23 protein-coding genes are annotated in these 26,991 nt (G+C 66.8%); 10 read left to right on the top strand and 13 right to left on the bottom strand.

Going from position 1 to position 26,991, the window contains the following annotated elements; all coding sequences use genetic code 11:
* The first annotated feature begins 46 nt into the window (after positions 1-46).
* Positions 47-1,399: a bifunctional UDP-N-acetylglucosamine diphosphorylase/glucosamine-1-phosphate N-acetyltransferase GlmU gene (gene glmU / locus J2848_RS22595; protein WP_149232577.1), complete on the top strand. Its 1,353-nt coding sequence runs from the start codon at positions 47-49 to the stop codon at positions 1,397-1,399.
* A gap of 52 nt (positions 1,400-1,451) precedes the next feature.
* A complete protein-coding gene (gene glmS, locus J2848_RS22590; RefSeq protein WP_149232578.1) occupies positions 1,452-3,278 on the top strand; it encodes a glutamine--fructose-6-phosphate transaminase (isomerizing) in 1,827 nt (608 codons plus the stop codon).
* Positions 3,279-3,557: 279 nt separating this feature from the next.
* On the opposite strand, the gene J2848_RS22585 is transcribed toward glmS, so the two are convergent.
* From J2848_RS22585 to J2848_RS22535, 11 genes are all read right to left on the bottom strand, one after another.
* Positions 3,558-5,393 carry a methyl-accepting chemotaxis protein gene (locus J2848_RS22585; RefSeq protein WP_149232579.1) on the bottom strand — a complete coding sequence of 612 codons (1,836 nt, stop codon included), beginning with the start codon at positions 5,391-5,393 and terminating at the stop codon, positions 3,558-3,560.
* A gap of 48 nt (positions 5,394-5,441) precedes the next feature.
* Positions 5,442-6,548, bottom strand: a complete 1,107-nt coding sequence (locus J2848_RS22580) for a protein-glutamate methylesterase/protein-glutamine glutaminase (protein ID WP_149232580.1) — start codon at positions 6,546-6,548, stop codon at positions 5,442-5,444.
* A gap of 3 nt (positions 6,549-6,551) precedes the next feature.
* Positions 6,552-7,445: a CheR family methyltransferase gene (locus J2848_RS22575; RefSeq protein WP_246193979.1), complete on the bottom strand. Its 894-nt coding sequence runs from the start codon at positions 7,443-7,445 to the stop codon at positions 6,552-6,554.
* On the bottom strand, positions 7,442-7,939 hold the full coding sequence (locus tag J2848_RS22570; protein WP_149232581.1) for a chemotaxis protein CheW: 498 nt from the start codon (positions 7,937-7,939) through the stop codon (positions 7,442-7,444). Before J2848_RS22570 ends, J2848_RS22575 begins: the two co-directional genes overlap by 4 nt.
* 75 nt (positions 7,940-8,014) lie before the next feature.
* Positions 8,015-10,231 (bottom strand): methyl-accepting chemotaxis protein, encoded by a 2,217-nt coding sequence (locus J2848_RS22565; RefSeq protein ID WP_149232582.1) that lies wholly within the window; start codon positions 10,229-10,231, stop codon positions 8,015-8,017.
* A gap of 83 nt (positions 10,232-10,314) precedes the next feature.
* Positions 10,315-10,767 carry a chemotaxis protein CheW gene (locus J2848_RS22560; protein WP_149232583.1) on the bottom strand — a complete coding sequence of 151 codons (453 nt, stop codon included), beginning with the start codon at positions 10,765-10,767 and terminating at the stop codon, positions 10,315-10,317.
* Positions 10,768-10,838: 71 nt separating this feature from the next.
* Positions 10,839-12,854: a chemotaxis protein CheA gene (locus J2848_RS22555; RefSeq protein WP_149232584.1), complete on the bottom strand. Its 2,016-nt coding sequence runs from the start codon at positions 12,852-12,854 to the stop codon at positions 10,839-10,841.
* Positions 12,851-13,219 carry a response regulator gene (locus J2848_RS22550; RefSeq protein ID WP_149232585.1) on the bottom strand — a complete coding sequence of 123 codons (369 nt, stop codon included), beginning with the start codon at positions 13,217-13,219 and terminating at the stop codon, positions 12,851-12,853. The genes J2848_RS22555 and J2848_RS22550 overlap by 4 nt, the downstream gene beginning before the upstream one ends.
* Positions 13,220-13,224: 5 nt before the next feature.
* Entirely contained in the window at positions 13,225-13,548 is a 324-nt protein-coding gene (locus tag J2848_RS22545; protein ID WP_149232586.1) for an STAS domain-containing protein, read from the bottom strand.
* Positions 13,549-13,772: 224 nt separating this feature from the next.
* Entirely contained in the window at positions 13,773-16,859 is a 3,087-nt protein-coding gene (locus J2848_RS22540) for an efflux RND transporter permease subunit (protein WP_149232587.1), read from the bottom strand.
* Positions 16,859-17,992, bottom strand: coding sequence for an efflux RND transporter periplasmic adaptor subunit (locus tag J2848_RS22535; protein ID WP_149232588.1), 1,134 nt, complete (start codon positions 17,990-17,992; stop codon positions 16,859-16,861). The genes J2848_RS22540 and J2848_RS22535 overlap by 1 nt, the downstream gene beginning before the upstream one ends.
* Before the next feature lie 140 nt (positions 17,993-18,132).
* On the opposite strand from J2848_RS22535, the gene J2848_RS22530 reads away from it, so the two are divergent.
* From J2848_RS22530 to J2848_RS22505, 6 genes are all read left to right on the top strand, one after another.
* Positions 18,133-18,948: an oxidoreductase gene (locus J2848_RS22530; RefSeq protein ID WP_149232766.1), complete on the top strand. Its 816-nt coding sequence runs from the start codon at positions 18,133-18,135 to the stop codon at positions 18,946-18,948.
* 145 nt (positions 18,949-19,093) lie between these two features.
* Positions 19,094-20,395, top strand: coding sequence for an MATE family efflux transporter (locus J2848_RS22525; protein ID WP_246193980.1), 1,302 nt, complete (start codon positions 19,094-19,096; stop codon positions 20,393-20,395).
* 67 nt (positions 20,396-20,462) lie between these two features.
* A complete protein-coding gene (locus J2848_RS22520; protein ID WP_149232590.1) occupies positions 20,463-21,041 on the top strand; it encodes a TetR/AcrR family transcriptional regulator in 579 nt (192 codons plus the stop codon).
* Between the two features lie 47 nt (positions 21,042-21,088).
* Entirely contained in the window at positions 21,089-21,751 is a 663-nt protein-coding gene (locus J2848_RS22515; protein WP_246193981.1) for a TetR/AcrR family transcriptional regulator, read from the top strand.
* 123 nt (positions 21,752-21,874) lie between these two features.
* Entirely contained in the window at positions 21,875-22,624 is a 750-nt protein-coding gene (locus J2848_RS22510; protein ID WP_149232592.1) for a DUF6683 family protein, read from the top strand.
* A gap of 8 nt (positions 22,625-22,632) precedes the next feature.
* Positions 22,633-23,067: a hypothetical protein gene (locus J2848_RS22505; protein WP_149232593.1), complete on the top strand. Its 435-nt coding sequence runs from the start codon at positions 22,633-22,635 to the stop codon at positions 23,065-23,067.
* Between the two features lie 20 nt (positions 23,068-23,087).
* Here the strand turns inward: J2848_RS22505 and J2848_RS22500 are convergent, their stop codons facing one another.
* Positions 23,088-23,972 carry a LysR substrate-binding domain-containing protein gene (locus J2848_RS22500; protein ID WP_149232594.1) on the bottom strand — a complete coding sequence of 295 codons (885 nt, stop codon included), beginning with the start codon at positions 23,970-23,972 and terminating at the stop codon, positions 23,088-23,090.
* Positions 23,973-24,120: 148 nt separating this feature from the next.
* On the opposite strand from J2848_RS22500, the gene J2848_RS22495 reads away from it, so the two are divergent.
* Positions 24,121-25,326 (top strand): MFS transporter, encoded by a 1,206-nt coding sequence (locus J2848_RS22495; protein ID WP_211103202.1) that lies wholly within the window; start codon positions 24,121-24,123, stop codon positions 25,324-25,326.
* Between the two features lie 43 nt (positions 25,327-25,369).
* Positions 25,370-26,131 carry an SDR family oxidoreductase gene (locus tag J2848_RS22490; protein ID WP_149232596.1) on the top strand — a complete coding sequence of 254 codons (762 nt, stop codon included), beginning with the start codon at positions 25,370-25,372 and terminating at the stop codon, positions 26,129-26,131.
* A gap of 25 nt (positions 26,132-26,156) precedes the next feature.
* Here the strand turns inward: J2848_RS22490 and J2848_RS22485 are convergent, their stop codons facing one another.
* Entirely contained in the window at positions 26,157-26,885 is a 729-nt protein-coding gene (locus tag J2848_RS22485; RefSeq protein ID WP_149232597.1) for a GntR family transcriptional regulator, read from the bottom strand.
* Positions 26,886-26,991: the final 106 nt, after the last annotated feature.

Below are 26,991 nucleotides of genomic sequence, written 5' to 3'. Positions count from 1 at the left end.
CGACCGGTTTCCCCCTCCACCTCAAGGCTCGACCAGGAACACCACCATGGCCCATCGTCCGCTCGCCTGCGTGATTCTCGCCGCCGGCAAGGGCACACGCATGAAATCCGATCTGCCCAAGGTGCTGCACCGGGTTGCCGGCCGGCCGATGGTCGGACATGTGCTGGCCGCGGTGAAGACGCTCGACCCCGACCATGTCGTCGTCGTGGTCGGCCCCGGTATGGACAGCGTGGCCGCCGCCGTCGCCCCCTACCCCACTGCGGTCCAGCATGAGCAGCGCGGCACCGCCGACGCCGTGCGCGCCGCCTTCGGCCTGCTGGAGGGCTTCACCGGCGACGTCATCGTTCTGTATGGCGACACGCCGCTGGTGACGCCGGACACGCTGCGCGCCCTGGTGCAGGCGCGCCGGCAGGCGAGCGATCCCGCGGTGGTGGTGCTGGGCATGCGGCCCGACGATCCCGGCGCCTATGGCCGCCTGATCCTGAACGCCCGCGGCGGGCTGGAAAAGATCGTCGAGTATCTCGACGCCAGCGAGCAGGAGCGCGCGGTCACCCTTTGCAACGCCGGCCTGATGGCGTTCGACGGCGCCCGCATGTTCGATCTGATCGGCAGCGTCGGCAACGACAACGCCAAGTCCGAGTACTACCTGACCGACGTGGTCCAGATCGCGCGGCGCGCCGGCATGGCCTGCGCCGTGGTCGAGGCCGCCCCAGCCGAGGTGGTCGGCGTCAACTCCCGCGCCGAGCTGGCCGAGGTGGAGAAGCTGCTGCAGCGCCGCCTGCGTAAGGCGGCGATGGACAACGGCGCCACGCTGATCGATCCAGACAGCATTTTCCTCAGCGTCGACACCAGGCTCGGCCGCGACGTGGTGGTCGGTCCCGGCTGCTTCTTCGGCGCCGGGGTCACCGTCGGCGACCGGGTGGAGATCAAGCCCTACTGCCATCTGGAAGGCGTGCGCATCGACAGCGGCGCCGTCATCGGCCCCTATGCCCGGTTGCGCCCCGGCGCCGAGATCGGCCCGGACGCGCATATCGGCAATTTCGTCGAGGTCAAGAACGCGGTGATCGAGGCCGGGGCCAAGGCCAACCACCTGACCTACATCGGCGACGCCCGCGTCGGGGCCAAGGCCAACATCGGCGCCGGCACCATCACCTGCAATTACGACGGCTTTGCCAAGAGCCGGACCGAGATCGGCGCCGGCGCCTTCATCGGGTCGAACAGCGCGCTGGTCGCCCCGGTCGTCATCGGCGACGGCGCCATCGTCGGCGCCGGCAGCGTGGTGACGATGGCGGTGGAAGCGGACGCGCTGGTCGTCGCCCGCGGCAGCCAGAAGGCGTACGCCGGCTGGGCACAGCGTTTCCGCGAACGGAAGCAAAACGAGAAAGCAAAAAAGTCGTAAGGTCGGTTCGGGTCTTCTCTCCGGTCGGCATCTTTTCAGGAGCATCAGGTCCATGTGCGGCATCATCGGCATCAACGGCATTCACGACGCGTCCCCCCGGCTGGTGGAAGGCCTGCGCCGGCTCGAATACCGCGGCTATGACAGCGCTGGCGTCGCCACCCTGGTGAACGGCCACATCGAGCGCCGCCGCGCCGAGGGCAAGCTGAGCAACCTGGACCTGAAGCTGCGCGACCTGCCGCTGTCCGGCAATGTGGGCATCGGCCACACCCGCTGGGCCACCCATGGCGGCCCGACGGAGAACAACGCCCACCCGCACGCCACCAAGCGCGTCGCCGTCGTCCACAACGGCATCATCGAGAATTACCAGGAGCTGAAGGACGAGCTGACCGGCCACGGCTACGTCTTCGAAAGCGCCACCGACACCGAGGTGATCGTCCACCTCGTCACCTATTACCTGGACCGGCACGGCATGACGCCGGTCCAGGCCTCGGCCGCCGCCTTCAAGCGCTTCACCGGCGCCTTCGCGCTGGTGCTGATCTTCGCCGGCGAGCATGAGCTGATGATCGGTGCCCGCCACGGCACGCCGCTGGCCGTCGGCTATGGCGACGGCGAGATGTATCTGGCGTCCGACGCCTTCGCGCTGGCGCCGCTGACCAACCGCATCTGCTATCTGGAGGACGGCGACTGGGTCGAGGTCAGCCGCACCGCCGCCATCGTCCACGACGCCGCCGACACGGTGGTGGAGCGGCCGGTGAAGACCACGGCGGTGTCCGGCGCCCTGATCGGCAAGGACGGCTATCGCCACTATATGCTCAAGGAAATCTACGAGCAGCCGCAGGTCATCGGCGACACCCTGAACGCCTACATCAACCCGGAGACCGGCACTTTCACCCTGCCGGACTTCCCCTTCGACCTGGCTGGTGCCTCCAAGCTGACCATCGTCGCCTGCGGCACCGCCTATTACGCCGGCTTCGTCGCCAAATACTGGTTCGAGACACTGGCCCGCATCCCGGTCGAGGTCGACATCGCGTCGGAATTCCGCTATCGCGAGGCCCCGCTGCCGCCGGGCGGCATCGCGCTGTTCATCTCGCAGTCGGGCGAGACGCTGGATACGCTGGAAGCCCTGCGCTACTGCAAGCGGCAGGGCCAGAAGATCCTGTCGATCGTGAATGCCCCGGAAAGCACCATCGCCCGGGAATCCGATGCCGTTCTCTACACCATGGCGGGTCCGGAGATCGGCGTCGCCTCGACCAAGGCCTTCACCACCCAGCTGACCACGCTGGCCTGCCTTGCCGTCACCGTCGGCCGAGCCCGCGGCGCCATCGACCAGGAGCGGATGCAGCAGATCGCCCACGCCCTGCGCGAGGTCCCCGCCCGCGCCGCCGACGTTCTTGCCCATGACGAGCGGCTGAAGGAGCTGGCGCAGGAGGTTTCGGAGGCCCGCGACGTGCTCTATCTCGGCCGTGGCGCCATGTACCCGCTGGCCCTGGAAGGGGCGCTGAAACTGAAGGAGATCAGCTACATCCACGCCGAGGGCTACGCCGCCGGCGAGCTGAAGCACGGTCCCATCGCGCTGATCGACGACAATGTGCCGGTGATCGTGCTGGTCCCGTCCGATGCGCTGTTCGAGAAGGTGGTGTCGAACGTGCAGGAGGTCTGCGCCCGCTCCGGCAAGGTGCTGCTGCTGGCCGATAGGAAGGGTATCGACAAGCTGAAGGACAAGGTCCGCTGGTCGGTCGAACTGCCGGCCTGCGACCCGCTGGTGGCGCCGCTGCTGTATGCCATTCCGGTGCAGTTGCTGGCCTATCATACAGCGGTGCTGAAGGGCACCGACGTGGACCAGCCGAGGAACCTGGCGAAGAGTGTGACGGTGGAGTAAGGGGTGTTGAGTGCGGGCATTGTTGTCTGCGGACAAAGATGTCCGCACATGGACAATAAAGCCTGCGCATGCTTCAGCCCTGCGGCGTTCCCGGAAAGGCGTTTCCTCAATTGAGGAAACGCTTCCGAGGGAGCGAGTCTCGGGCCGGGGTGACCTGTCCCTTGCGCACCATCACCATGATCCAGTGGCCGGCGATGGTGCGGCATGCGGGATGGAGGCTCTTAAATAAGCCGTCAGGAAATCCGGGGCGTTTCAAACCGCCGGGCCGGGCCACGATCATCACAGAAAGAATTCGTCAGTATCGCCGCCCTTGTCCCCGGTCTCTTCCATGTGATGGACGCCAACGAATTCCGCGTGCGTTTTCCGCTCCCGTTCCGCGGTATAAAGGTTGCCGAACAACCGATGCAGGTTGTCAACGACTCCTGGAGCGGGGCTCTGGTTGATCGTCACGCTTGCCTCCATCCGCTCGACAAAGCGGCGGGCGAAGGCCTCCAACCGCTGCTCGATCGCAAGGCGATCCATGGTGCCGGTCAGAAGCCTGGACACCTCCAGACAGTCCGCGGTCAGGCCGGACAGGGACCGCATCTGGTCGGCATGCAGCCGGTTCAGGCAGTCCATCGAACTCCTCATCTCTCCGGCCAGTTCCTTGGCCGACCGTTGATCGGTCCCCGACCGCAGGTCCAAGGCATTCGCACGCCGGGCTGCCGTCTGGATGGCCTCGGTGATCGCCTTCGACACATCTTCGGTCCGCCGGCTGCACGCGCGCAACTCCTGCGCCACCACGCCCAATCCGCGTCCCTCGGTTCCAAGGCGCGTGCATTTCAGCGTCGTATTCAGCCCCATCAGCCGCATGTCGGTATCGATCGACCGGATGGCCCGGACATCACGGCCCATGGCATCGAAGCCGTGCGAAACCTCGACCACCCGCTCCCTGAGAACGTCGTCGGACCGGCAGTAGTGATGCAACAGGTCCAGGGCGCGATCGACGTCCTGCGCAACATCGGCGAGAACGGAGCCATCGGTGCTCCCGGCAGCACCGGGATCGCCGCGGCCCGAACCGAACAGCTCCGCCGCCTCACGGGCGATGGCGTCGGCATCGCGGACAAGCGCGTCCAGATTGGCCTTCAACGAAGCCACCTGACTGCCGAAATCGCCGTTCGCCTCCTCATATTGACGGATCTGCAACGCGCAGATCGCCACCGACAGATCGGTCCGGTGATCTCGGTCCAGATCCGCGAGCCATCGCAGATCCTGCGGCAACGCCGCTGCCTTGGGCGGATCCCGGGGCGGGTCCGCCAGCAGCCCGAGCACATCCAGCGCCGTCCCGATGTGGGCCAGCCGCTGGCAGGTGAGGTCGCCGACCTGAAGATCGCTGATGCAACGGGCGATCCGCTGGCCGATCTCGCCGGCACGCCCGGCGAAGCGGCGGGCAGCCTGCTGCGCGGTGTTGCGGCAGGCGGTCAGCGTGTCCAGGCTGCCCTGCAGCCGGCGTCCGACATCGTCCAGGCGCGTCCGGTTGTCGCGCTGGAAGATGGCGGCCCCATCCCTCGCCGTCGAGATGGCGGTCCGCAATTCCGCAAGATGGCCGACCGCCTGTGTCGTCGCCTCCTCCGCCAGACGATGGAGCCGATCGATCTCACGATTGAAGACGCTGAAATCGTCGCTGCCGGACCGGATCTGAACCGATTGGACCTTCGCGTTGATCGCCAGGGCGGTGATCTCGCCGATGATCCGGGACAGGCTGCCGAGCAGGGCCGCCATCTCGGCGCCCGATTCGTCCAGGCCGGTCAGGTCATCCAGCGTTTGCCGGAGGTTGGCCACCAGCCCGTCCGTCACCCCGCGGACCCTGCCCAGCCGGCCGGACGCATCGGCGCCGTCTTCCTTGTCGATCAGCGCGGACAGCGTGCGGAACCGTTCGCCGATCGCCTCCATCCGGGCCAGCGTTTGCGACAGCGTCTCGCCGACCGCCAGGAACGCCGCTTCGATCGGCGCCGACGCGTCGTGCAGTTCGGTCTTCAGCGACCGGACCACCCCGATGTCGAGACCGGATGGCAGAGCCCCGGTGCCGGCGCGGGAGAGGTCCCCGAAGGCCGCCCTGTCAAGGATGCTGTCCATGCCGAAACCCTTACGCAGTCAATTGTGCCGGGAGGAAAGCGAGCGTCGTCATGATCGGTCATGCCGCAGAATCTCGCGGGCGATCGCGGACAGGCCGACCACTTTCCCGACCCCGCCCCGGGCGATCGCCTCCTTCGGCATTCCGAAAACGACGCAGCTCTCCTCGTCCTGGGCCAGGGTGAAGGCACCGGCTTCCTGCATCTCGCGCATCCCGGTGGCGCCGTCGTCCCCCATGCCAGTCATGATGACACCGACCGCATTGCCGCCGGCGCAGTGCGCCGCCGAGCGGAACAGCACGTCGACCGACGGCCGGTGGCGGGAGACCAGCGGCCCGTCCTTCACCGCCACCAGATAGCGGGCCCCGCTGCGTTGCAGCAGCATATGGCGGTTGCCCGGGGCGATCAGCACCTGTCCGCGCAGCACGGTGTCGCCGTCGCGCGCCTCGCGCACCGTAACCTCGCACAGGCCGTCGAGGCGGCGGGCGAAGGCGGCGGTGAAGCTTTCCGGCATATGCTGGACCACGACGATGCCCGGACTGTCGGCAGGCAGCGCCTCCAGCACCTCGCGCAGGGCTTCGGTGCCGCCGGTCGAGGCGCCGATGCAGACGACGCGCTCGGTGGTCCGGGCCATCGCCCCCTTGCCGGGTGCCGGCATCATGACGTCGGCGCTCAATTTCGGTTCGGGGACGCGGGGGCGTCCGGTCCCCCTTGCGGCGACGGTGGCAATGGCGGTGGCGGTGCGCGGGCGCGGGCGGGCGCGGGCAGCCGCCTTGACCGTGTCGCAGATGCGGACCTGGGCGTCGAGCAGGCTCTGGCGGGTGTCGATCCGCGGTTTCAGGATGACGTCGACGGCCCCGGCTTCGAGCGCCTGCATCAGGGTCTCGCTGCCGTCCTCCACCAGCGAGGAACACATCACCACCGGTATGGGATGCTGGCTCATCAGCTTGCGCAGGAAGGTGATGCCGTCCATGCGCGGCATCTCGACGTCCAGGGTGATGACGTCCGGCGCCTCCTCCGCGATCCGGCGGACGGCGGCGTAGGGATCGGCCGCGGTTCCCATCACCTCGATCTGCGGATCGGACGACAGGATGTCGGTCAGGGTCTGGCGGACGGTCGCGGAGTCGTCGACGATCAGCACGCGGATCCTCTGGCCCATCGCTCAGCTCCGGATGAAGATGGCGGAGCCGGCCTGTTTCAGCGGCAGGTCCATGTTGGTGATGGTCTCGCTGTGGCCGATGAACAGGCAGCCGCCGGGACGCAGATGGCCGCACAGCTTCTCCAGCACCTTTTTCTGCGTCATCTTGTCGAAGTAGATCAGGATGTTGCGGAAGAAGATGACATCCATGTCCGTCGGGACCGGATAGGTCGGGTCCATCACGTTGAGCCGGCCGAAGCGGACGGACTGGCGGACCCGCGGCACCAGCCTGACCGTCAGATCGTCCGGATCGCGCGACCGCATCAGATAGCGGGAGGCGAAGGGTTCGGGCACCATCCGGGCCATATCGGCGGGATAGACCCCCATCCTGGCCGTCGCCAGCGCCTCGGTGCAGATGTCGGTCGCGATGATCTCATGGCGGATCGGCATGCCCGCACGCTCCTGCTCCAGCAGCAGCATGGCCACCGTATAGGGCTCCGCCCCGGTCGAGCAGGCGGCGCTCCAGATCTTCAGCGGGCGGTCGCGGCCGGGATGATGGGGAAGACGGGACAGTGCCGGAATGGCGGTGCCCATCAGGTAGCGGAAATGATCGATCTCGCGGAAGAAGTCGGTCTTGTTGGTGGTGACGGCGTCGATCAGGTCGACCAGTTCGCTCTCCAGCCCGCCGCCGTCCAGCACATGGCGGCAATAGGCGTTCAGGTCCGGCAGGCCCAGGATGCGCAGCCGGCGCCGCAGCCGGCCCTCCACCATCGTCCGCTTGGTCGGCGGCATGCGGATGCCGGTGTGGCTTTCGATGATGGCGGCCAGCCGGCTGAAATCGCGCTGCGACAGGCCATCATGGGCTGGCGGCCGTGCCGCTGCGTCGACCAGCGGCGGGGCGTCGACATCGATCATCATGCGGCGTCCGCCACGGTCAGCAGGGCCACGTCGTCCTGGGCGAACAGACGGGCGATGTCGAAGACGATGACGAAGGTTCCGTTGGAACGGCCGATCGCCTGGATGCAGTCGGACCGCCAGCGCCCCCCCACCTGGGGCGGCGTTTCCAGATCCTGGCCATCGAGCGACGTGACTTCGAAAACCCGGTCGGCGACCACACCGACGGTCAGCGAAGCCTCCTGCCCCTGCTGCGGCACGTCGAGCACGATGATCCGGGTGTTGGCGGTGGGCGGCACCGCCGGCAGGCCCAGCTTGACCCGCAGGTCGACGGTGGGCACCCCTTGTCCCCGCACGTCGATCATGCCGACCAGGAAGGGCGGCGCATGCGGCAGGCGGGTGATCGGCTGGAGGTCGAGGATCTCGCGCACGATGCCGACCTCAATGGCGAACACTTCGCGATCGATGCCGATCGTCACATATTGCGCCGGTTCGCGGGGCGCGGTCGCGCTGGTCATCTGCGGCTTCCGGTTCGGGGGACGGGACGGCACTGAAGGGAGCGGCGCCGAATGCGCCGCCCTTTGCCGGTGCGATCACATCGCGGTGTAGCGGGCATCCATGTCGTCGGGCCCGTTGCCGCCTTCGAGCGCGATCTTCACCCCGCGGTCCTTGCCGTTCAGCTTCGCCGCCGGCTTGTGCGACAGGGGGATGACCGCGGCGGGGCGGCGGGCGGCGGCAGCGGGCGCCGGCCGTACGGGAGCCGCCTGGGGTGCCGGGCTCCGGGTCATGGCGCGGGCGGCGGCCTTCTCCTCCACCGTGAAGTAGGAGATCGTGTCCTGAAGCTGGGTCGCCATCGAGGACAGCTCCTCCGAAGTCGCCGCCATCTGTTCCGACGCGCTGGAGTTCTGCTGCGTCACCTTGTCGAGCTGCTGGATCGCCTGGTTGATCTGCTCGGCGCCGATGTCCTGCTCGCGGCAGGCGGCGCTGATCTCCTCGACCAGTTCGGCGGTCTTGCGGATGTCGGGCACCAGCCGGGCCAGCATCTGTCCGGCCTCCTGGGCGATCTTGGTCGATTCCGCCGACAGGGAGCTGATTTCGGCCGCCGCCCCCTGGCTGCGCTCGGCCAGCTTGCGCACCTCGGAAGCGACGACGGCGAAGCCGCGGCCATGCTCGCCGGCCCGCGCCGCCTCCACCGCGGCGTTCAGCGCCAGCAGATCGGTCTGGCGGGCGATCTCCTGCACGATGCTGATCTTCTCGGCGATGGTCTGCATCGCCTGCACCGCCTTGTTGACCGCCTCACCCGAGGCCTGGGCATCCTTGGACGACTGGCGGGCGATCTTTTCGGTCTGGGTGGCGTTCTCGGCGTTCTGCTTGATGTTGGCGGCCATCTCCTCCATCGAGGCCGAAGCCTCCTCGGCGGCCGACGCCTGTTCGGTGGAGCCCTGCGACAGTTCCTCGGAGCTGGCCGACAGCTGCTGGCTGCCCGCCGCCACGTTGTCGGAAGCGGACAGCGCATCGGTCACGACGCCGCGCAGCTTCTCCAGCATGGTTTCCAGCGCCATGCCCAGCGTGTCCCTGTCGGACAGCGGACGGGCCTGGACGGTCAGGTTGCCGCGGGAAATCTCCTCGGCCACATCGGCGGTCGCCCGCAGGTTGGCGGTCATGCTGTTGAGCGCCGTCACCAGATCCTTGATCTCGTCGTCGCTCGACACCTCGACCTTCTGGCCGAGGTCGCCGACCGCCACGGCGTCGGCCAACCCGACCGCCTTGCCGAGACCGCGGGCGATGGAAATCGCGATGTAGGCGCCGGCGGCGATGGCGATCAGCAGGGCAAGGGCGACGGCGCCAATGGTGATCGCACGGATCTGGGCGTAGGTGGCCTCCGCCGCCTGCTTGTCCGCCGCCATGCCCTTCTCGGCATCGGCGACCAGTTCGTTGGCCACCTGGCCCAGCTTGGAGGCGGCGGTGCGCACCTCGCCGACGGAGAGCGCCAGCGCCTTGACTTCGGTGTTCTTCACGGACAGGGCAACGGCTTCATTGATGATGCGTTCATAAACACGATAGCGGTCGATGAAGGTGTTGAAGGTCCGGATGTCTTCGTCGGACGTCAGGCGCCCACGGATGTTGTCCTGCTGCTGGGAGATGCTCTTCATCACATCGGGAAACGGCTTCAGCATCGCCGTGGTGGCCGCGTCGTCGGAAACGAGCAGGGCGTTCCTGATGATGACGCGCGCATTGGCCCAGTCCGTCGTCATGCGCCGGACCAGGTGAGCGATGGCGATCTGGTCCCCCGTCGCCTGGGAGCCATTTTCCACGCGGTCAAGCAAAGGCCGCAGGGCTTCCTGCGCCGCCGCGACCGAGTCATTGCCGGCACCGGTCAGCAGTTCGGCACCCTTTGCATTGGAATGGACACGGCCGATCGAGCGGACCTTGTCCTGGGCATTGGTGAATTCCGTCATCAGGGCTTCGACCTGCGCCGCCTTGCGGGTACCCTCGGCGTCGGCAACGCGCCGGTACTGTTCCAGGACCCCCTTGAGTTCCTCCCGGCGGGTCAGCATCCCCTTGTCGAAGCGGTCCATGTCCTCTTCGCTGCTCGACAGCAGGAAGTTCTTCTCCTCGCGCTGGATCAGATAGACCAGCGTCGGCATCTGACGGGCGACGTTGATCCGCTGGGCCGAGACATCGACCAGCCTTTCGATCTTATCGTTCAAATCGGACAGACCGTTCAGGGCGATGCCGGCGGTGGCGGCGGACAGCAGGATGACCGTGCCGAAGGCCGCGACGATTTTGGCTTTGATGGAGATGCGCATGGTCGTTCCTTGCTCCGCGGACCAGTACGGCGTGTCCGATGAATGGGACGGCGCCGGCCGGTCTGGTTTCCGTTGGCCGGATTTCAGTGAGTCGTGAAGATCCGGACGATGTCCGGAATGACGATGAAGTCGTCGCCGCGCTTGCCGATTCCCTTGATCAGTTCGGGGTTCCAGCGCATGCCGATGTCCGGGGTACCCTCGATCGAGGCGCCGGAGATGCTGGTCACCTCATGGACCTTGTCGGCCAGCAGCCCGACGACCGTCGGCTCCTCGTCCAGCTCGATCTCGACGACGACGATGCGGGTATCGATGGTCGGCGGCGTGCACTCCATGCCGAACCGGATCCGCAGGTCGGCGAGCGGCACCACCTTGCCCCTCACGTTGATCAGATGGCTGACCAGCGGCGGCGCGCCCGGAACCTCGGTCTGCGGCACGATGTCCAGGATCTCGTGGACCGAATTGGCGTCGATGGCGAAGATCTCGCCACCCAGCCCCAGGGTCAGCGCTTCGAAGGATCGGGTCTCGGTGTCGGTCATGTCGACCTCCTGACGTCAGGCTCTTGAAGAGATGCCGGTGCGGCGCGGCCGGGCCGCTGCCCGGCGGATTGTCACGAGGCTTCGCGCCGCTGCTCCTGGACCTGTCCGGCGGCGACGATCTGGGCGATGTCCAGGATCAGCGCCACCGAGCCGTCGCCCAGGATGGTGGCGCCGGAGAAGTTGGCGACGTCGGCGTGGAGCTTCGACATCGACTTGATGACGGTCTGGTGGTCGCCCAGAACCTGATCCACCACCAGCCCGACCCGCTTGTCGCCGGAGGAGATGATGACGACCTTCTGATAAAGATCAGGGGGATGGCGGACGCCGAAGCTGTCGCGAAGCCGCAGGAACGGCACCAGCGCACCGCGGATGTTCAGGAAATTGCGGTTGGCGTGGCGGCGCTCGACGTCCGGCGGCAGCTCCACGCATTCCTCGACGGCGAACAGCGGAATGACGTAGCGGCCCTGCCCGACCCGGACCAGCAGGCCGTCGATGATCGCCAGCGTCAGCGGCAGGCCGAGCGTGATCTCGGTCCCGCCGCCGGGGGTGCTGGACACCTCGATGGTGCCGCGCAGCCCGTCGATCGTGCGCTTGACGACATCCATGCCGATGCCGCGTCCCGACACGCTGGTCAATGTCCGCGCCGTCGAGAAGCCGGGATGGAAGATCAGCTGGAACAGCTCGGCATCGGACAGCTTGGCGCCGGGCGGGATCAGATCCTGCTCCTCGGCCTTCGCCCGGATGCGGTCGCGGTCCAGCCCGCGCCCGTCGTCGCGGATGGTCATCAGCACGCGAGTGCCCGCATGCCGCGCCGACAGGTGGATGCGGCCCTGCGGCGGCTTGCCCGCCGCCACCCGGTCGGCCGCCGGCTCCAGCCCATGGTCCAGGCTGTTGCGGATGATGTGGACGAGCGGGTCGTTCAGCCGCTCGATCATCGTCTTGTCCAGTTCGGTCTCCTCGCCGGACATCGTCAGGACCACGTCCTTGCCGAGTTCCTGCGACAGGTCGCGAACCAGCCGGCGGAACCGGCCGAACAGCGATTCCACCGGGACCATGCGGATCCCCATGGTGATGTCGCGCAGCCCGTTGGACAGCCGCTCGATCTCTTCGGTAACGGACTTGATCTGAAGATCGACACTGTCGGAAATCAGCTGTTTCAGGCGGGCATGGGCAATCACCAGCTCGCCGACCTGATCCATCAGATCGTCGAGCCGCTCTGCCGGCACGCGGATCGAATTGGTCGCCGGATGCGCCTTTCCCTTCTCGGCGGCGGCATCCGCCTTCGGCACGGCCGGCTCCTTCGGCGGAACATGCCCGGTCACGGCGGACGGTTCCCGCGAAGGCGGAGCGGGCGGCTCGGACGCCACCACCGCAGATTCCGGCTCCGGCACTGATGCCGACACCGGCTCGATGGTCAGTTCGGTCTCGTCGATCACGAAGATGAACACGTCTTCGATGGTCGAACGCGGGTGGGCGGTGGTGAGGATCACCTGCCACGCAATGTGGCAGTGGGTCGGCTCCAGCTCCTCCAGCGGCGGAACGTCGTCGGTCAGGGCGACGATCCCGGCGTCCCCCAGCTCGCGCAGTTCGTCAAGCAGCAACAGCGGGTTGGTTCCGCGCTCCAGCGCATCGGGAGCGAGCCGGAAACGGACCCGCCAGGTCGCCCGGCCTTCCGCATCGTCATGCTCCTGACGAAGGGAGGCGGACATCGCGGCGCTGCCGCTCTGTTCGGCCAGCCGGGCCAGGATCGCGTCGCCGGCCTCGGCGTCGGCATTAGCCGGGTCGTCGATCAGGGTGCGGATATGGTCCTTGGCGGCAAGGGCGATGCCGATCATCGCGGTCGTGGCGGCCAGTTCACCCTTGCGCATCCGGTCGAAGGCGCTTTCCAGATGGTGGGTGAAGCTCGCTGCGGCCTCGAACCCGAACATCGAACCGGAGCCCTTGATCGTATGCAGGGCGCGGAACGCGGTGTCGAGCGGCTCGCGGTCGGTGGGGCGCTGTTCCAGATGGAGCAGCGCCGTTTCGAGGTCGACCAGCAGTTCCGCCGCCTCCTCGCGGAAGATCTGGCCTGGATCGGCGCCGGTCATGCGCCGACGATCTTTTTGACGACACCCAGCAGCTGGTCCTGCTGGAACGGCTTCACGATCCAGGCGGTGGCGCCGGCCGTTTTGGCTTCGGCCTTCTTGCCGGCGTCGGACTCGGTGGTCAGGAAGACGATCGGAATGCCGCGATAGGCCGGCAGCATCCGCAATTCACGGATCAGTGCCAGACCGTCCATGTTCGGCATGTTCAGATCGGTCAGCACCATATTGAAGCTGCCGGACTTCGCCTTAGCCAGAGCGTCGCGCCCATCCGCGGCCTCCACCACCTGATAGCCGGCAGAGGACAGGGTCAGCTTGACCATCTGACGCATGCTCGCGGAGTCATCGACGGCAAGGATGGTTTTCGTCATGTCTTTTATGATTCCCCCGTCCAAAAATCCTGGCCGGAGCGCGGGCTCCCGGACCTGGCGATGAATCCCCCACGCTCAAGTGCGTCGCATAGCGGTTGGGCGAGCGGCTGCCGTATCCGCAGTTCCACGCCACGCCGCAGTGCCGATATCCGTGCGGAGAGGAGCGATTGCAGGAAACAGACATCCACCTCTGTGACCGACCGGCAGTCGATCTCGACGACGGGAGCTGTCTGCAACGCTTCCTGCAAACGATCGCGTATGGCTTCAATCGCCGCAATCGTCGCCGGCCCTTCACAGGCAACCGTGGTTTGTTGAGGCGGCTCGGACATTCACAGGCTCCAGATGATGCGGATGGCTGATCTTCCGCAATCACCTTCACCCTATCGCCTATGACTATCCGAAGAAATCTAGGGACGGCCCCGATGCGACATAATGATAACCCCTAGACCGTATTCACGGAAATTTAGTTATTCCGCTTCGCCTCGCATTCGGATGACGGATCGAATGCGAGGCGGCTCCCCTTCCTGGAGAACCACCTCGAAAGTCCGTCAGATCACGCCGAGACGGGCATGGGAGCTTGACGCTCGCCGACGGCCGCCGGCTTGATGCGGAACCATGCCGCATAGAGAGCGGGGAGGAACAGCAGGATCAGCACCGTGCCGACCGCCGTGCCGCCGATCAGCGTGTAGGCCATCGACCCCCAGAATACCGAGTGGGTGAGAGGGATGAAGGCCAGCACCGCGGCAAGGGCGGTCAGGATCACCGGCCGCGTCCGTTGTACCGTGGCTTCGATGACGGCGTGGTAGTCGTCAAAGCCGGCCGCCTGGTTCTCCTTGATCTGTTCGGTCAGGATCAGCGTGTTGCGCATCAGGATGCCGGCCAGACCGATCAGCCCCAGGATGGCGTTGAAGCCGAAGGGCTGGTTGAAGGCGAGCAGCATGGGCACGACGCCGACGACACCGAGCGGTGCCGTCAGCAGAACCATGGCCATCATCGAGAAGGACCGCACCTGCAGCATGATGAAGACCAGCATGGCCGCGATCATGACGGGGAAGACCTTGCCGAGCGCCGTGTTGGCCTTGGCGGCTTCCTCGATCGATCCGCCCATTTCAATGCGATAGCCGGCCGGAAGCGAGGCGATCAGCGGCTGAAGGGCCATCATGATCTGCTTGGAGACCTCCGGAGGCTGGGTCGCCTCGTTGAAGTCCGAGCGGATCGTGATGACGGATGTCCGGTCCCGGCGCTTCATCATCGGTTCCTCCAGCCTTATGTCCGCGTGGCCGATCTGATCGAGCGGGATCTGCTGGCCGTTCCGGCTCGTCAGCGAGAAATCCGCCAGACGCGCCGGATCCAGGCGTTCGCCGCCAGCGCTGCGCGCCACGATGGGGACATTGCGGATGTCCTCGCGGACCTGGGTGACGGCGATCCCGCTGAGAAGGAATTGGAGTTGCTGGCCGACTTCGGCCGGCGAGAGACCGATGAGGTTCAGGCGATCCTGGTCGGGCGTGAAGCGGAGTACCGGCGTGCGGTTGCCCCAATCCCGGTTGGCCTGCCGGACATCCGGCACGCTCCGCATGATGGCGAGGGCCTTTTCGGAAATGGCGTAGAGCTGCGCCGGATCCGGACCCATCACCCGGAATTCGACCGGGAACGGCGTGTAGGGTCCGAACACGAGCTGGGTGACGCGCACATAGGCCTCGGGCACCAGTCCCTGCGCCACAATCCGCCGCAGCCGGTGCTTCAAGGCCTCGCGCGCCTCGGCGTCCGGCGTGAGCACGACGATCTTGGCGAAGGCGGGATCGGGCAGTTCCGGCGACAGGGCGATGAAGAAGCGGGGAGCGCCCTGCCCGATATAGCTCGTGACGATCTTCGCCTCCGGCTGATCGGCCAGCCAGCGTTCGATCTTCTCGACCGACACGGTCGTCGTCTCGATGCTGGTGCCTTCCGGCAGGCGGATCTCCACCAGCACCTCGGGGCGGTCGGAGGTCGGGAAGAACTGCTGCTTCACACCGCCCATGCCGACGATGGCGGCGGCAAAGGCGAGGCCGACGATGCCGCAGGTCAGGGCCTTGTGGCGCACGGCGACGGTGATGAGCCGCCGCAGGCGCCGGTAGTTCGGGGTGCCGTAGATCGCCGCGTGACCGCCGGCGACCGGTTTGATCGCCGGCAGCATCCTGACGCCCAGATAGGGCGTGAAGACCACCGCGACGATCCAGGAGACGATGAGGGAGAATCCCACGACCCAGAAGATGTTGCCGGCATATTCGCCGGCGGTCGAGCGCGCGAACCCCACCGGCAGGAAGCCGGCGATCGTCACCAGCGTTCCGGACAGCATCGGCGCCGCCGTGTGGCTCCAGGCATAGGCCGCCGCCCTGATACGGTCGACGCCCTCCTCCATCTTCACCACCATCACCTCGATGGCGATGATGGCGTCGTCCACCAGCAGGCCGAGCGACAGGATCAGCGCGCCGAGCGTGATGCGGTCGAAGAAGCGGCCGGTTTCCAGCATAATGAGGAAGACGACGGCGAGCGTCAGCGGAACGGCCGCCGCCACGACGATGCCGACGCGCCAGCCGAGGCTGAGCAGGCTGACCAGCAGCACCACGCCGAGCGCCATCGCGAACTTCACCATGAACTCGTCGACCGCCGAGGTGATGTTGACGGCCTGATCGGTCACCTTGTCGAGCGTCATCCCGAGCGGCAGCGACCGCGCGATGCCCGCGGCCCGTTCCTCCAGCGCCTTGCCGAGTGCCAAGCCGTCCCAGCCCTCCTGCATGACGGTCGCCAGCATGACGGTGGGTTCACCCTGATGACGGATGATGTAGGTCGGCGGATCCTCGTAGCCGCGGCGGACCTCCGCGATGTCGGACAGCTTCAGCGTCCGCCCGGCGGCGACGATCGGCGTGTCGGCGATCGCCTGCACCCCGTCATAGGCACCGTCGATCCGGATGAAGACCTGCGGCCCCCTCGTGTCGATCGAGCCGGACGGTGTGACGGTGTTCTGCCGCTGCAAGGCGGCGATAATGTCCTGGGCCGACACGCCGAGCGTCGCCAGCTTGGCATAGGAGAACTCGACGAAGATCCGTTCCGGGCGTTCGCCCAGGATGTTGACCTTCTTGACGCCCGGCACATGCAGCAGGTCCTGGCGGATCGCCTCGGCCTGCCGGGCCAGCTCGCGCATCGGCATGCCCTTGGCCTTCAGCGCATAGAGCGCAAAGCTCACGTCGGAATATTCGTCGTTGACGAAGGGGCCGAGCACGCCGGACGGCAGGTTGCGCGTCTCGTCGCCGATCTTCTTGCGGGCCTGATAGAATTCCTCCTGCACCCTGGCCGGCGGCGTGCTGTCCTTCAGCGTGAGGGTCATGTAGGCATAGCCGGGCCGCGTGGTGGTCTCCACCCGGTCGTACCAGCTCAGTTCCTGAAGGCGCTTTTCCAGCGGTTCGGCGACAAGATCCTGCATCTCGCGCGCCGTGGCCCCCGGCCACACGCTGGTGACGGTCAGGGTCTTGATGGTGAAGGCGGGATCCTCCGCCCGTCCGAGCATGACGAAGGCGAAGGCGCCTGCCGCCGCCAGCAGAAGGATGAAGAACAGGGTGACCGCCCGTTCACGGACGGCAATGGCGGAAAGATTGAGGCTCATCACTTGCCCCCGCTCTCGGCGGCGGTCCTGACAGCCGTCCTGACACGGGCACCCTCCTGGAGAAGATGGGCGCCGAGCGATACCACCGGATCGCCGAGGCCGAGCCCGGAGATCACGGCGGTTTCGCCACTCACCCGAACCAGCCGGACCGGCTGGAAGCGCACCGTCGAACTGGCGCGGTCCAGGGTCCAGACACCGGTCCTCCGGCCGTCGTCCAGCACCGCTCCCAGCGGCACCTGCATGTCCGCCTGCCCCGTCGGGCCTTCCAGCCGGCCCGCCAGCCGGATGGTGACCGTCGCGCCGAGCGGCGCCGCCGCAGCATCGCCATCGAGCACATAGCGCGCCTCGTAGGTGCGGGTCTGGGCATCGGCGGCGTCCGACAACTGGCGCAGATGCGCGTCGTAACGCTGCCCGTCGGCGCCATAGAGGCTGGCTTCGGCCGGCGAGCCGATTTGCGGCCGGATGGTTTCCGGCAGCGCCACCACCGCCTCGCGGGGGCCGGCCTGGGCGATCCGGACGACGGTCTGGCCGGCGGCGACGACCTGCCCCGGCTCGCCGAGCGTCTCGACCACCGTTCCATCGCTGTCGGCCACCAGGACCGAGTAGGTCGCCTCGTTCTCGGCGACCCGGGCGTCCGCTTCGGCGCTGGCGAGCTGTGCCCTGGCGGTGTCCAGCGCGGCCTTCGCCTGTTCGTGACGCTGGCGGGAGGCCCATCCGTCATTGACCAGGCTTGCGTATCGCCGTTCGTCCGCCTGGGTCTGAACGACCGCCGCACGCGCCGCGGCAACCGCGTTGCGCTTGGCCGTGAGCGCGAGGCGCAGGTCGGTCTCGTCGATGCGCATCAGCGGCTGGCCGGCCTTGACCGGCTGGCCGACCGTCGCCAGCCGCTCGATGATCTTGCCGGGGACGCGGAAGCCGAGATTGCTCTGCACCCTCGCCCCGACGACGCCGGTGAAACCGCGTTCGGATCCGGCCACCCGAACCGCCGCCGAGAGCCGGACGATCGGCGCGTCCTGCCTGGGATCGCTCACCGCCGACGCCTCCTGTGTGTGCATGGACAGCGTCACGACTGCAACCGCACCCAGCGCCGCCGTCAGAACGCCCCCCAACACGATCATGGGTCTCTTTTTCATGCCCGCCGCCTCAGCCAAATTAGATTGCGTACGACATCTATATCGATTATAGAGTTCGAACGCAATCTAAATGGCGGACGCTCTTGCATGGCAGCGCCGCTTCCGGGGCCGAACCCGGCACAAAGAGGAAAGTGAACCCAATGGATAAGACCAATCGCGGCGTGGCTCTGGTGACGGGAGCATCGTCCGGTATCGGATACGCGGCGGCCAGGGCTCTGCGGGCAGCAGGCTTCGACGTGTTCGGGACCAGCCGTCACACCACCGCCGAAGGACCCGACGGTGTCACCATGCTGCCCTGCGACGTCACCGACGACGCCTCCGTGGCGGCCCTCGTCGACGAGGTGCTGGACGATGCCGGCCGCATCGATCTGCTGGTCAACAATGCCGGGGTCGGTCTTTTCGGTGGTGCGGAGGAATCCTCGCTTGCGCAGGCGCAGGCGCTGTTCGACGTGAACATGTTCGGCGTCATCCGCCTGACCAACGCCGTGCTGCCGATCATGCGGCGCCAGAAAAGCGGCAGGATCGTCAATCTGAGTTCGGCGCATGGATTCATTCCGGCGCCCTATTTCGCGCTCTATGCGGCAACGAAGCATGCCGTGGAAGGCTATTCCCAATCGCTTGACCACGAGCTGCGCACGCTCGGCATTCGGGTCGCGCTGGTCGAGCCCGCCTATACCCGAACCTCTTTCGATGGGAACCTCATCAAGCCGGATCGGTGGATCAATGCTTATGAGGCTGCGCGCGCGGGCATGACCGTGGCCATGGGGGACGCGATCAGGAAGGGCGATACGCCCGAGACCGTGGCCGAAACCATCGTGAAGGCTGCGACGGACTCCGAACCGAAGCTGCGCTACCCGGCAGGAAAGCTGGCACGGCAGGTCAGCGTCCTGCGCCGTTTCGTCCCGGCCTCCGCCTTCGACAGGAGCCTGCGCAAGATGCTGCGGCTGCCGGTCTGATGGAGGAAATGCCATGACCGCCCTGTCCCGCCAGGAGGGTCCGGCGCCCCCAGCGCCCCAAGTGTCCACCTATAAAGTGCCGCCAGGCGTTCTTGCCGGACCAGTCGCACCGGCAATGCTCCGTCTCGCAGTACCGACAACGCTTGTGCTTGTCATCCAGACGCTGGTCGGGGTGGCCGAGACCTGGTTCGTCGGCTTCCTTGGGACCGAGGCGCTCGCCGGGGTCGCCCTGGTCTTCCCCGTGCTCATGCTCATGCAGATGATGGCGAATGGCGGCATCGGCGGCGGTGTCTCCTCGGCCGTCGCGCGGGCCTTGGGAGCGAAACGCCATGACGATGCCGAAGCGCTGATCTGGCATGCGGTCGTCCTGGCCTGCGCGTTCGGCCTCCTCTTCACCGCGGCGGCTCTCCTTGCCGGACCGATCCTCTATCGGGCGATGGGGGGAACGGGACCGGCGCTGACGGCGGCACTCACCTATTCCGGGGTCGTGTTCGCCGGCTCCATCCCGGTCTGGGTCACCGCCCTGCTGTCGTCGGCCCTTCGCGGCGCCGGGAACGTGACGGTGCCGGCCCTGGTGATCTCGTCCGGCACCGTGCTCCTCATCCTCCTGTCGCCGGCCCTGATCTTCGGCTGGGGGCCCTTGCCGCGTCTCGGCGTTGCCGGCGGCGGGGTTGCGGTGGTCGTCTACTACCTGTTCGCCACGCTTGCGCTGACGCTGTATCTGCGGTCTTCGTGGAGCCTCGTGAAGCTGAGGGCCGTTCCCCTGCGCGCGAGGCTGTTCAAGGACATCCTCGGGGTCGGTTTCCTGTCGGCGGTCGGCACCGTCCAGGTCAATCTCACCGTCACCGTCGTCACCGCTGCGGTCGGCCGGTTCGGCGCCGACGCCATTGCCGGATACGGCATCGCCTCGCGCCTCGATTACCTCCAGATTCCGCTGATCTTCGGGCTCGGCACCGCCATGGTCACCATGGTCGGCCACAACATCGGGGCAGGGCAGCTGGCGCGGGCGCGCCGCGTCGCCTGGATCGGCGCTGCCATCGCCTTCGGAATGACCGAGGTCATCGGCTTTGCCGCCGCGATCTTCCCGCAAGCCTGGATCGGCCTGTTCAGCGACGATCCCCGGGTGCTGGCGATGGGCACCCTCTATCTGCGGACCGTGGCGCCGGTTTACGGTGCGGTCGGGCTGGGGTTGGCGCTCTATTTCGCCAGCCAGGGAGCGAAGCGCGTCCTGCTTCCCGTGCTGGCCGGCACCGTCCGCATGATGATCGCGGCCTTCGTCGGCTGGTCGGCCGTCACCTGGTTCGGTGCCGGACTTTCGACCCTGTTCCAGATCACCGCTCTGGCGGCGGTCTCATATGGGCTTCTGACGGCGGCAGCGATGATCGGCGGGGCCTGGGGCCGGCATCCCATTCCCCATCCGCTACCCCGGAGACGTCCTGCGGAATAGGTGGAGAATTGTGTCCGTCCTCCATATCTCCTATAGAGGTCGGTCGAAATCTAAAGAGGGGCATACCATGCGTGTGAGTCGCGTTCAGGCTGAGGAAAACCGGCAGACTGTCATCAACGTGGCGAGCCGTCTTTTTCGGGAGCACGGCTTCGACGGCATCGGCCTCAAGGATTTGATGGAGGCGGCGGGCCTGACCCAGGGCGCCTTCTACAAGCAGTTCGCCTCGAAGGAGGATTTGGCGGCTCAGGCGTCAAGCCGGGCACTGGAGAGCGCCTCCTGCCGATGGACGACGGCGGCCAGCGCAAATCCGGAGGATCCGCTTGGCACGGTGATCGGCTTCTATCTCAGCGCCGGGCATCTTGCGGAAAAGACGGACGGCTGCCCGATCGTGGCGCTCGGTTCCGATGCCGCCAGACACGGTGCCGCGGTGAAGGCATCGTTCGAAGCCGGGATCAGGACACATCTCGACGTCCTCGAGCACCTGATTTCGGAAACGCAGGGGGAGGAGTTCAAAACCAAGGCGATGGCGATTCTTTCGATGATGGTCGGTGCGCTGACGCTCTCGCGCGTCGTCAACGACCCCGGCCTTGCCCAGGCCTTTCTGGATACGGCCGCCGCGCAGGTCCGCAACATTGCCGCGGCGTGAACGGGTGCAATCGCAACGGGCTTTGGCGCATTGGAAAAGATCTGATCATGCCGGTCGGTAGTTCCACCCGGCGGACCGCAATCCTGACGATCGCCGGCCGGACCTTTCTTCGGCAAGGTTACGCCGATGCCTCGATGGACTGCATCGCCGCGGAGGTGGGCGGCTCCAAGAGTACGCTCTATCGGTACTTCCCCTCCAAAGCGGCACTGTTCGCAGCGTATGTCGAGGAGGTCGGGATCTTGGCCTGGACCGCTCTTGCCACGGTGACTGTAGAGGAGAAGGAACCCGAAGCCGTCCTGGAGGACACGGCGCGCGCCTATCTGGACTTGATCCTGTCGCCATCCGCGCTTGCCGTGACCCGCCTGGTGATGGCTGAAACCGGTCGTTTCCCGGAGGTCGGCCGCATCTTCTACAAACGCGGGATACAGAGCACGGAACGGCAGATCGCGGCCATCCTGCAGCGTCTGGCGGAACGGAGCGACGCGCCGGATCGGGACTGTCTGGCACTGCCCGGTGCTGCCGCTCATTTCCGGGCTCTCTGCGAAGCCGGACTGCACGAGGAATGTCTGTGGGGTCTGTACGAAACAGTCTCGCGGGAAGACGTCGCAAGCGTCGCCCGACAGGCGGTTGCCTGCTTCCTGCACGGCCGGTCCGGACAAGGGCGGCGTGATGGTCGAGAACAACGGACCGAAGGTCCGCCATCGACCTGAAATGTCTACCACTTAAGCGGACTGGAAGACCGCCGGAGGTGAAGGAACAATCCACGCCTTTCCGCCCGTTCCGTTCGGCGGCGGCAAGGCACCAAACGGCAGGGCATAAAAGGACATCGGTCCATGTCATTGCGCTTCACCCGCCCCCTGGCGCTCGTTGCGTTGATGCTTGCCCTGCCCCTGGCCGCGCCCGCATGCGCGCAGGACATGCCGACGGTGCTCCCGAACAACTACGTGATGTCCGACATCCTGAACAGGCAGAGGGTCGAGACGGCGATCAATTCGGGCCGCGACGGTGCTGCGCGGTCTGCACGACAGCCGGCACCTCCTGCCGGCTCGGCGCTGGCCGCCACGACCTACCGCGCATCGCCCGAGGTGAGCGCCCGCGTGCGCCGCCAATTCGCCGACTGGATGGGCCGGCAGGCCGGTGCGGAGGGCGGTCGACGCATCGCCGAGGCCATGGCCAGGCGTGATCCGGTGAGCAACTGGGCGCAGATCGTCAGCGGTGATGGGCTGCGTCCGGGCGACATCGCCGACGCCATGGCCGGCTACTGGATTCTCAACTGGGTGATGGCCAACGGCGCCGACAGCAACCGCGCCCAGGCTCAGGCCGTCCGCGACCAGATCCGCCCGATGATCGCGTCCAACCCAGGATACGCCCGTCTCAACGACGCCCAGCGCCAGGAACTGTCCGAAGTGCTGATGCTGAACTTCCTGATCCAGCATGCGGCCTACATGGACGCCATGAAGCGCGGTGACCGCGACACCGCCCGCCGGTTGGGCGACGCGGCGGTGGCCCGTTTCCGCAACGAGATGGGGGTCGACCTGCGGCGGCTGGAACTGACCGGAACCGGCTTCGTCCCGGCCGGCTAGGATACCCGATGCCGAAGAGTTGGATCCTGGCCCTGGCCGCCGTTTCCATCCTGCTGGCTGCCGCCTGCACTCCCGACGTTCCTCTGCCCCCTCCCCCGGCCGAAGCGCGGCTGTTGACGGAGTCGGGCGCGCACGAACAGCGCCTCGACGACGTCACCCGGGAACTCCGCGACGCTCTGGAGGCCCGGTTCGACCGCATTGAGGTCAAGGCCTACAGGCTGCCCCCCGGGACAGCCTGGCCGGACGTCACCGCCCATTATCGGGATGCCCTTGCGGGCTGGGATGCCGAGCCCGCTCTGCCGGAGAGGATTCGCGCGGGCCATGCGCGGGCCTGGAAGCGTTACGGCGCCCTGGTCGCCATCGCTCTCATCGATACGCCTGTGGCAGGTCAGCGTCGCGACTACACCATGCTCGTCGTCGCGACGAAATCGCAGGGGGCATGAGCGGCTCATCCCCATGGTCCTCACGCTTCTCCGGCAAGCCAGTCGACGAAGCCGGCAACCAGATTACCGGCATCGGCGTGACGGGGAACCAGTGCCACGTACCCCGTCCTCGGAACCCGGATCTCCGGCAGCGGCGTCATCAGCCTTCCGCCGGCGACGTCGATCTCCAGCATGGGCAACGGGCCGATCCCAATGCCGAGCCCATCCTCCACCGCCTGACGCGTTACGAAGAAGTGATCGAATATCTGGCGCGGAAGTCCGGTAAGATGCTGAAGCCCTGCCGCTGCGAGCCAGTCCGTCCAATCGCCGGCACGGGTTTCGCTTGCAAGCAGCGTGTGTCCCTCGATGTCGGCGGGCTTCAGGATCGGCCGTTGCGCGAACAGCGCCGGACTCATGATCAGCGTATCGACATCGTCCAGCACCGGAACGACGCGATGCTGAGGCCACGCATGTTCCCGGGCAACGCCGCGCCGGATCGCCACGTCGACGCCGCCGCGCAATTCCTCGAACACGGTCGAAACCGTCGCGACCACGACTTCGACCTGCGGATGGTCGGCATGGTAGCGGTTGAGCCGCGGGATCAGCCAGCGCATCGCGAAGCTGGTCGGGGCGCTCACGCGCAGGATGCGGCGCGCGTCGGGCCGGCCGCAGGCTTCCGCCGCGACGGCCAGGCGGTCGAAGGACAGACCGACCTCGGCGGCGAAGATTCTCGCCATCGGCGTCGCCACCATGCGGCGTCCATCCTTCACGAAGAGCCTCTGCCCTAGCCAGCTTTCGAGTGCCGCGATCTGCCGGCTCACCGCGCCATGGGTGAGGCCGAGTTCGGCCCCGGCTTCGGCATAGCTGCCGGTCCGGGCCGCGACCTCGAAGATACGCAAGGCATTCAAGGGGGGAAGGCGGCGCATGGGCGATCCGTGAGGGCGATCCGTGAGAAAAACGAACGGTATCTGTGAGACAAAGCATACTAGTCGCCGAAATCTCACACGTATACCATGCCTTCGGAGTGAATCCAGCCGGGCAATGCCTGTTGCGCCTCCGGGAAAATCATTGAAGATGAAATCGAGACACTGGTGGACCGAGAAGAAGAAAAGCCTGACGAGCGCATGCCTCGCTCATGCGCTGCATGACGGATACACCGACGGTCTCTATGCCTTCCTGCCGGTATGGCAGGCGGAGTTCGGCCTGTCCTATGCCGCGCTTGCCATCGTGCGCGCGCTCTATTACGCGACGATGGGAGGGTTGCAAATCCCGGCCGACCGCGCGCTGCGCGGTCTGTCGCCACGGGCAGCGCTGATCCTGTCGACCGTGCTCGCGGCGACGGGCTTGCTGATCATGGCCTCGCCGTTCGGCTTTGCGGGTCTCTGCGTCGGCCTCTTCGTGGCCGGTATGGGATCGAGCATCCAGCACCCCTGCGGCTCGATGCTCGTCACGGCAAGTTATGGCGCGGCATCGCGACAGCCGCTCGGCATCTATAATTTTGCGGGCGATCTTGGGAAAGCCGCGTTGCCGGCACTCGTCGCGGTGCTGTTGCCGGTTCTCGGCTGGCAGCCGGTGCTGGGGCTGATGGCGGTGCTTGGGATCGTGCTGTCGGTCGCCCTGGTGCCACTGGCGCCGTCGGTCCCCATCGCCAGGACCGCCGGGACGGGGGCGGCCATGGGCCAGCGCCAGGGCCGCGGCGGCTTCGGCATTCTGACGGTGATCGGCGCGCTCGATACGGCGACCCGCATGGGCTATCTGCTCTTTCTGCCCTTCCTCATCCATGATCAGGGCGGGGACACCACGACGGTCGGACTGGCGCTGGCCCTGCTGTTCATCGGCGGTGCGTTCGGAAAGGCGACGTGCAGCCTGCTCGGGGAGCGGCTGGGTGTCGTTGGCAGCGTCATGCTGACCGAAGCCGCCACGGCCTTGCTGATCGCGGCGACGCTGTTCACGTCGCTGACGCCGACGCTCATTCTGCTGCCGCTGCTCGGCATCGTGCTCAACGGCACCTCTTCGGTGCTCTACGGCACCGTGCCGGAGCTTTCCGACGGCGATACCGGCCGGGCCTTCGCGGTCTTTTACACCAGTGTCATTGGTTCCGGCGGCCTGGCACCGATCCTCTACGGCGCCATCGCCGATCACAGCAGCCAGACGATCGGCGTGCTGGCCTCGGCGTTGACCGCCGCCCTGATCGTTCCGCTCGTCCTGACGCTGAGGCCACATCTGAGCGCCTCCGGTGCGGAGCCGCATGGTAAGCCCGGCTTCTCCCGCTCCGCATGACCGTTAGCCACCACATGGCCCCCACCACACGGAGAGTCTTCCAATGACCACCGTCTCTCAGGCGCCGCTGATTCTGATAACGGGCGGAGGGCGCGGCATGGGTGCTGCGACCGCAAGGCTTGCCGCCGCCCAGGGCTACGACGTCGCGATCAGCTTCGTCGCCGACGAATCCGCCGCCCTTGCGGTGGCGGCGGACGTGGAAGCCCTGGGGCGCCGGGCCTTGGCCGTGCGCGCCGACAGCGCCGATCCGGCTCAGGTCGTCCAGATGTTCGCCGCGATCGACCAGGAGTTCGGCCGGATCGACGTCCTGGTCAACAACGCCGCGGTGCTTGCGCGGCAGTCCCGGACCGAGGATCTCGACTTCGAGCGGATGCAGCGCATCTTCGCGGTCAACGCGATCGGCCCGATCCTCTGCGCGCAGCAGGCGGCCAAGCGAATGTCCCATCGCCACAACGGGCGGGGCGGCGTGGTGATCAACGTCTCGTCGGCAGCGGCCCGGCTCGGCAGTCCGAACGAATATGTCGACTATGCCGCCTCCAAGGGCGCTCTCGAAACATTCACGATCGGCTTCGCCAGGGAGGTCGCGCGGGACGGCATCCGCGTCAACTGCGTCCGGCCCGGGCACATCTACACCGACATGCATGCCAGCGGCGGGGAGCCGGGGCGGGTGGATCGCGTCAAGGATACGATCCCCATGGGAAGAGGCGGCCAGCCGGAAGAGGTCGCGCGGGCGATCCTGTGGCTGGCAAGCGCCGAGGCTTCCTTCATCACCGGCACCTTTCTCGATGTCACCGGCGGCAAGTGAGCAACGGCAGCCGCGCCAGGAACTCTCACCGCACTTCATTCACATAGCGGTGGTCGTCCGTCAGGGTGCGGTGATGGCTGATGATGGTCAGGGTTCCGGTCTGGTCGAACGCCTCCTCGTCGATGACCAGAAGCGGCGTCGGATCCGGAAGACCGAGGTCGGCGCGATCCTCGGCGGTGGCGAGCCCGGCCGAAACCCGCTCCCGCACCGCGGAAATGCGGATGCCGTGGACGTCGAGCAGATGGATGTAGAGCCGCTGCGGCACCAGTAACGGTTCCAGCGGGAAATCGGGCACCCGGCGGGCGACCAGCGCGATGTGGGAGCGCATCACCGCCCGCCCCTCCACCCGGCGCAGCCGCGCAATGCGGATCAGCGGCTCCCCCGGGGTTTCGCCCAGCAGAGCGGCCTCGGCGGCGGTGGCCGGACTGCGCGAGATATCCGTCACCACCGCCTCGGACGACAGCAGCCGGCCGTCGCCGCCATGCAGGCGGTAATACTGGAAGAAGAAACGCAGGCTGTGCTGCGGCGTGCGCCCGGTGACCACCGTCCCGGTCTTGCGCCGGCGCATCAGCATGCCATCCGCGGTCAGGTCGGCCAGCGCACGGCGCATCGTTCCCACGGCGACCCCGTAATCGGCGGCCAGCGCGACCTCGCCCGGCAGCACCATGCCGGGCGGCCATTCACCCAGCAGAATGGCTTCCGCCATGCGGCGCTTGACGTGCTCGTAGAGTGGAATCGGCAGGTCGCTCGCCATGTTCGCCGTCTTTTTGTTCACTGCTGCCTCAAAAATAGCCGGAAATTGCTGGAATCTTGATGATTGACAAAGATTTGTGCGCCGGTCACATTTCTTTATAGAATAT

The sequence above is a fragment of the Azospirillum lipoferum genome, assembly GCF_024170005.1.
In the GTDB taxonomy this organism is placed as follows: domain Bacteria; phylum Pseudomonadota; class Alphaproteobacteria; order Azospirillales; family Azospirillaceae; genus Azospirillum; species Azospirillum lipoferum.
The sequence above is the reverse complement of the archived record's forward strand: the minus strand, read 5'-3'. Positions and strand labels throughout refer to the sequence as shown.

Excerpts from the sequence above, each read along its gene's own strand:
- glmU (WP_149232577.1), top strand. The coding sequence starts at position 47 with ATGGCCCATCGTCCGCTCGCCTGCGTGATTCTCGCCGCCGGCAAGGGC.
- glmS (WP_149232578.1), top strand. The coding sequence starts at position 1,452 with ATGTGCGGCATCATCGGCATCAACGGCATTCACGACGCGTCCCCCCGG.
- J2848_RS22585 (WP_149232579.1), bottom strand. The coding sequence starts at position 5,393 with ATGGACAGCATCCTTGACAGGGCGGCCTTCGGGGACCTCTCCCGCGCC.
- J2848_RS22580 (WP_149232580.1), bottom strand. The coding sequence starts at position 6,548 with ATGGGCCAGAGGATCCGCGTGCTGATCGTCGACGACTCCGCGACCGTC.
- J2848_RS22575 (WP_246193979.1), bottom strand. The coding sequence starts at position 7,445 with ATGATGATCGATGTCGACGCCCCGCCGCTGGTCGACGCAGCGGCACGG.
- J2848_RS22570 (WP_149232581.1), bottom strand. The coding sequence starts at position 7,939 with ATGACCAGCGCGACCGCGCCCCGCGAACCGGCGCAATATGTGACGATC.
- J2848_RS22565 (WP_149232582.1), bottom strand. The coding sequence starts at position 10,231 with ATGCGCATCTCCATCAAAGCCAAAATCGTCGCGGCCTTCGGCACGGTC.
- J2848_RS22560 (WP_149232583.1), bottom strand. The coding sequence starts at position 10,767 with ATGACCGACACCGAGACCCGATCCTTCGAAGCGCTGACCCTGGGGCTG.
- J2848_RS22555 (WP_149232584.1), bottom strand. The coding sequence starts at position 12,854 with ATGACCGGCGCCGATCCAGGCCAGATCTTCCGCGAGGAGGCGGCGGAA.
- J2848_RS22550 (WP_149232585.1), bottom strand. The coding sequence starts at position 13,219 with ATGACGAAAACCATCCTTGCCGTCGATGACTCCGCGAGCATGCGTCAG.
- J2848_RS22545 (WP_149232586.1), bottom strand. The coding sequence starts at position 13,548 with ATGTCCGAGCCGCCTCAACAAACCACGGTTGCCTGTGAAGGGCCGGCG.
- J2848_RS22540 (WP_149232587.1), bottom strand. The coding sequence starts at position 16,859 with ATGAGCCTCAATCTTTCCGCCATTGCCGTCCGTGAACGGGCGGTCACC.
- J2848_RS22535 (WP_149232588.1), bottom strand. The coding sequence starts at position 17,992 with ATGAAAAAGAGACCCATGATCGTGTTGGGGGGCGTTCTGACGGCGGCG.
- J2848_RS22530 (WP_149232766.1), top strand. The coding sequence starts at position 18,133 with ATGGATAAGACCAATCGCGGCGTGGCTCTGGTGACGGGAGCATCGTCC.
- J2848_RS22520 (WP_149232590.1), top strand. The coding sequence starts at position 20,463 with ATGCGTGTGAGTCGCGTTCAGGCTGAGGAAAACCGGCAGACTGTCATC.
- J2848_RS22515 (WP_246193981.1), top strand. The coding sequence starts at position 21,089 with ATGCCGGTCGGTAGTTCCACCCGGCGGACCGCAATCCTGACGATCGCC.
- J2848_RS22510 (WP_149232592.1), top strand. The coding sequence starts at position 21,875 with ATGTCATTGCGCTTCACCCGCCCCCTGGCGCTCGTTGCGTTGATGCTT.
- J2848_RS22505 (WP_149232593.1), top strand. The coding sequence starts at position 22,633 with ATGCCGAAGAGTTGGATCCTGGCCCTGGCCGCCGTTTCCATCCTGCTG.
- J2848_RS22500 (WP_149232594.1), bottom strand. The coding sequence starts at position 23,972 with ATGCGCCGCCTTCCCCCCTTGAATGCCTTGCGTATCTTCGAGGTCGCG.
- J2848_RS22495 (WP_211103202.1), top strand. The coding sequence starts at position 24,121 with ATGAAATCGAGACACTGGTGGACCGAGAAGAAGAAAAGCCTGACGAGC.
- J2848_RS22490 (WP_149232596.1), top strand. The coding sequence starts at position 25,370 with ATGACCACCGTCTCTCAGGCGCCGCTGATTCTGATAACGGGCGGAGGG.
- J2848_RS22485 (WP_149232597.1), bottom strand. The coding sequence starts at position 26,885 with ATGGCGAGCGACCTGCCGATTCCACTCTACGAGCACGTCAAGCGCCGC.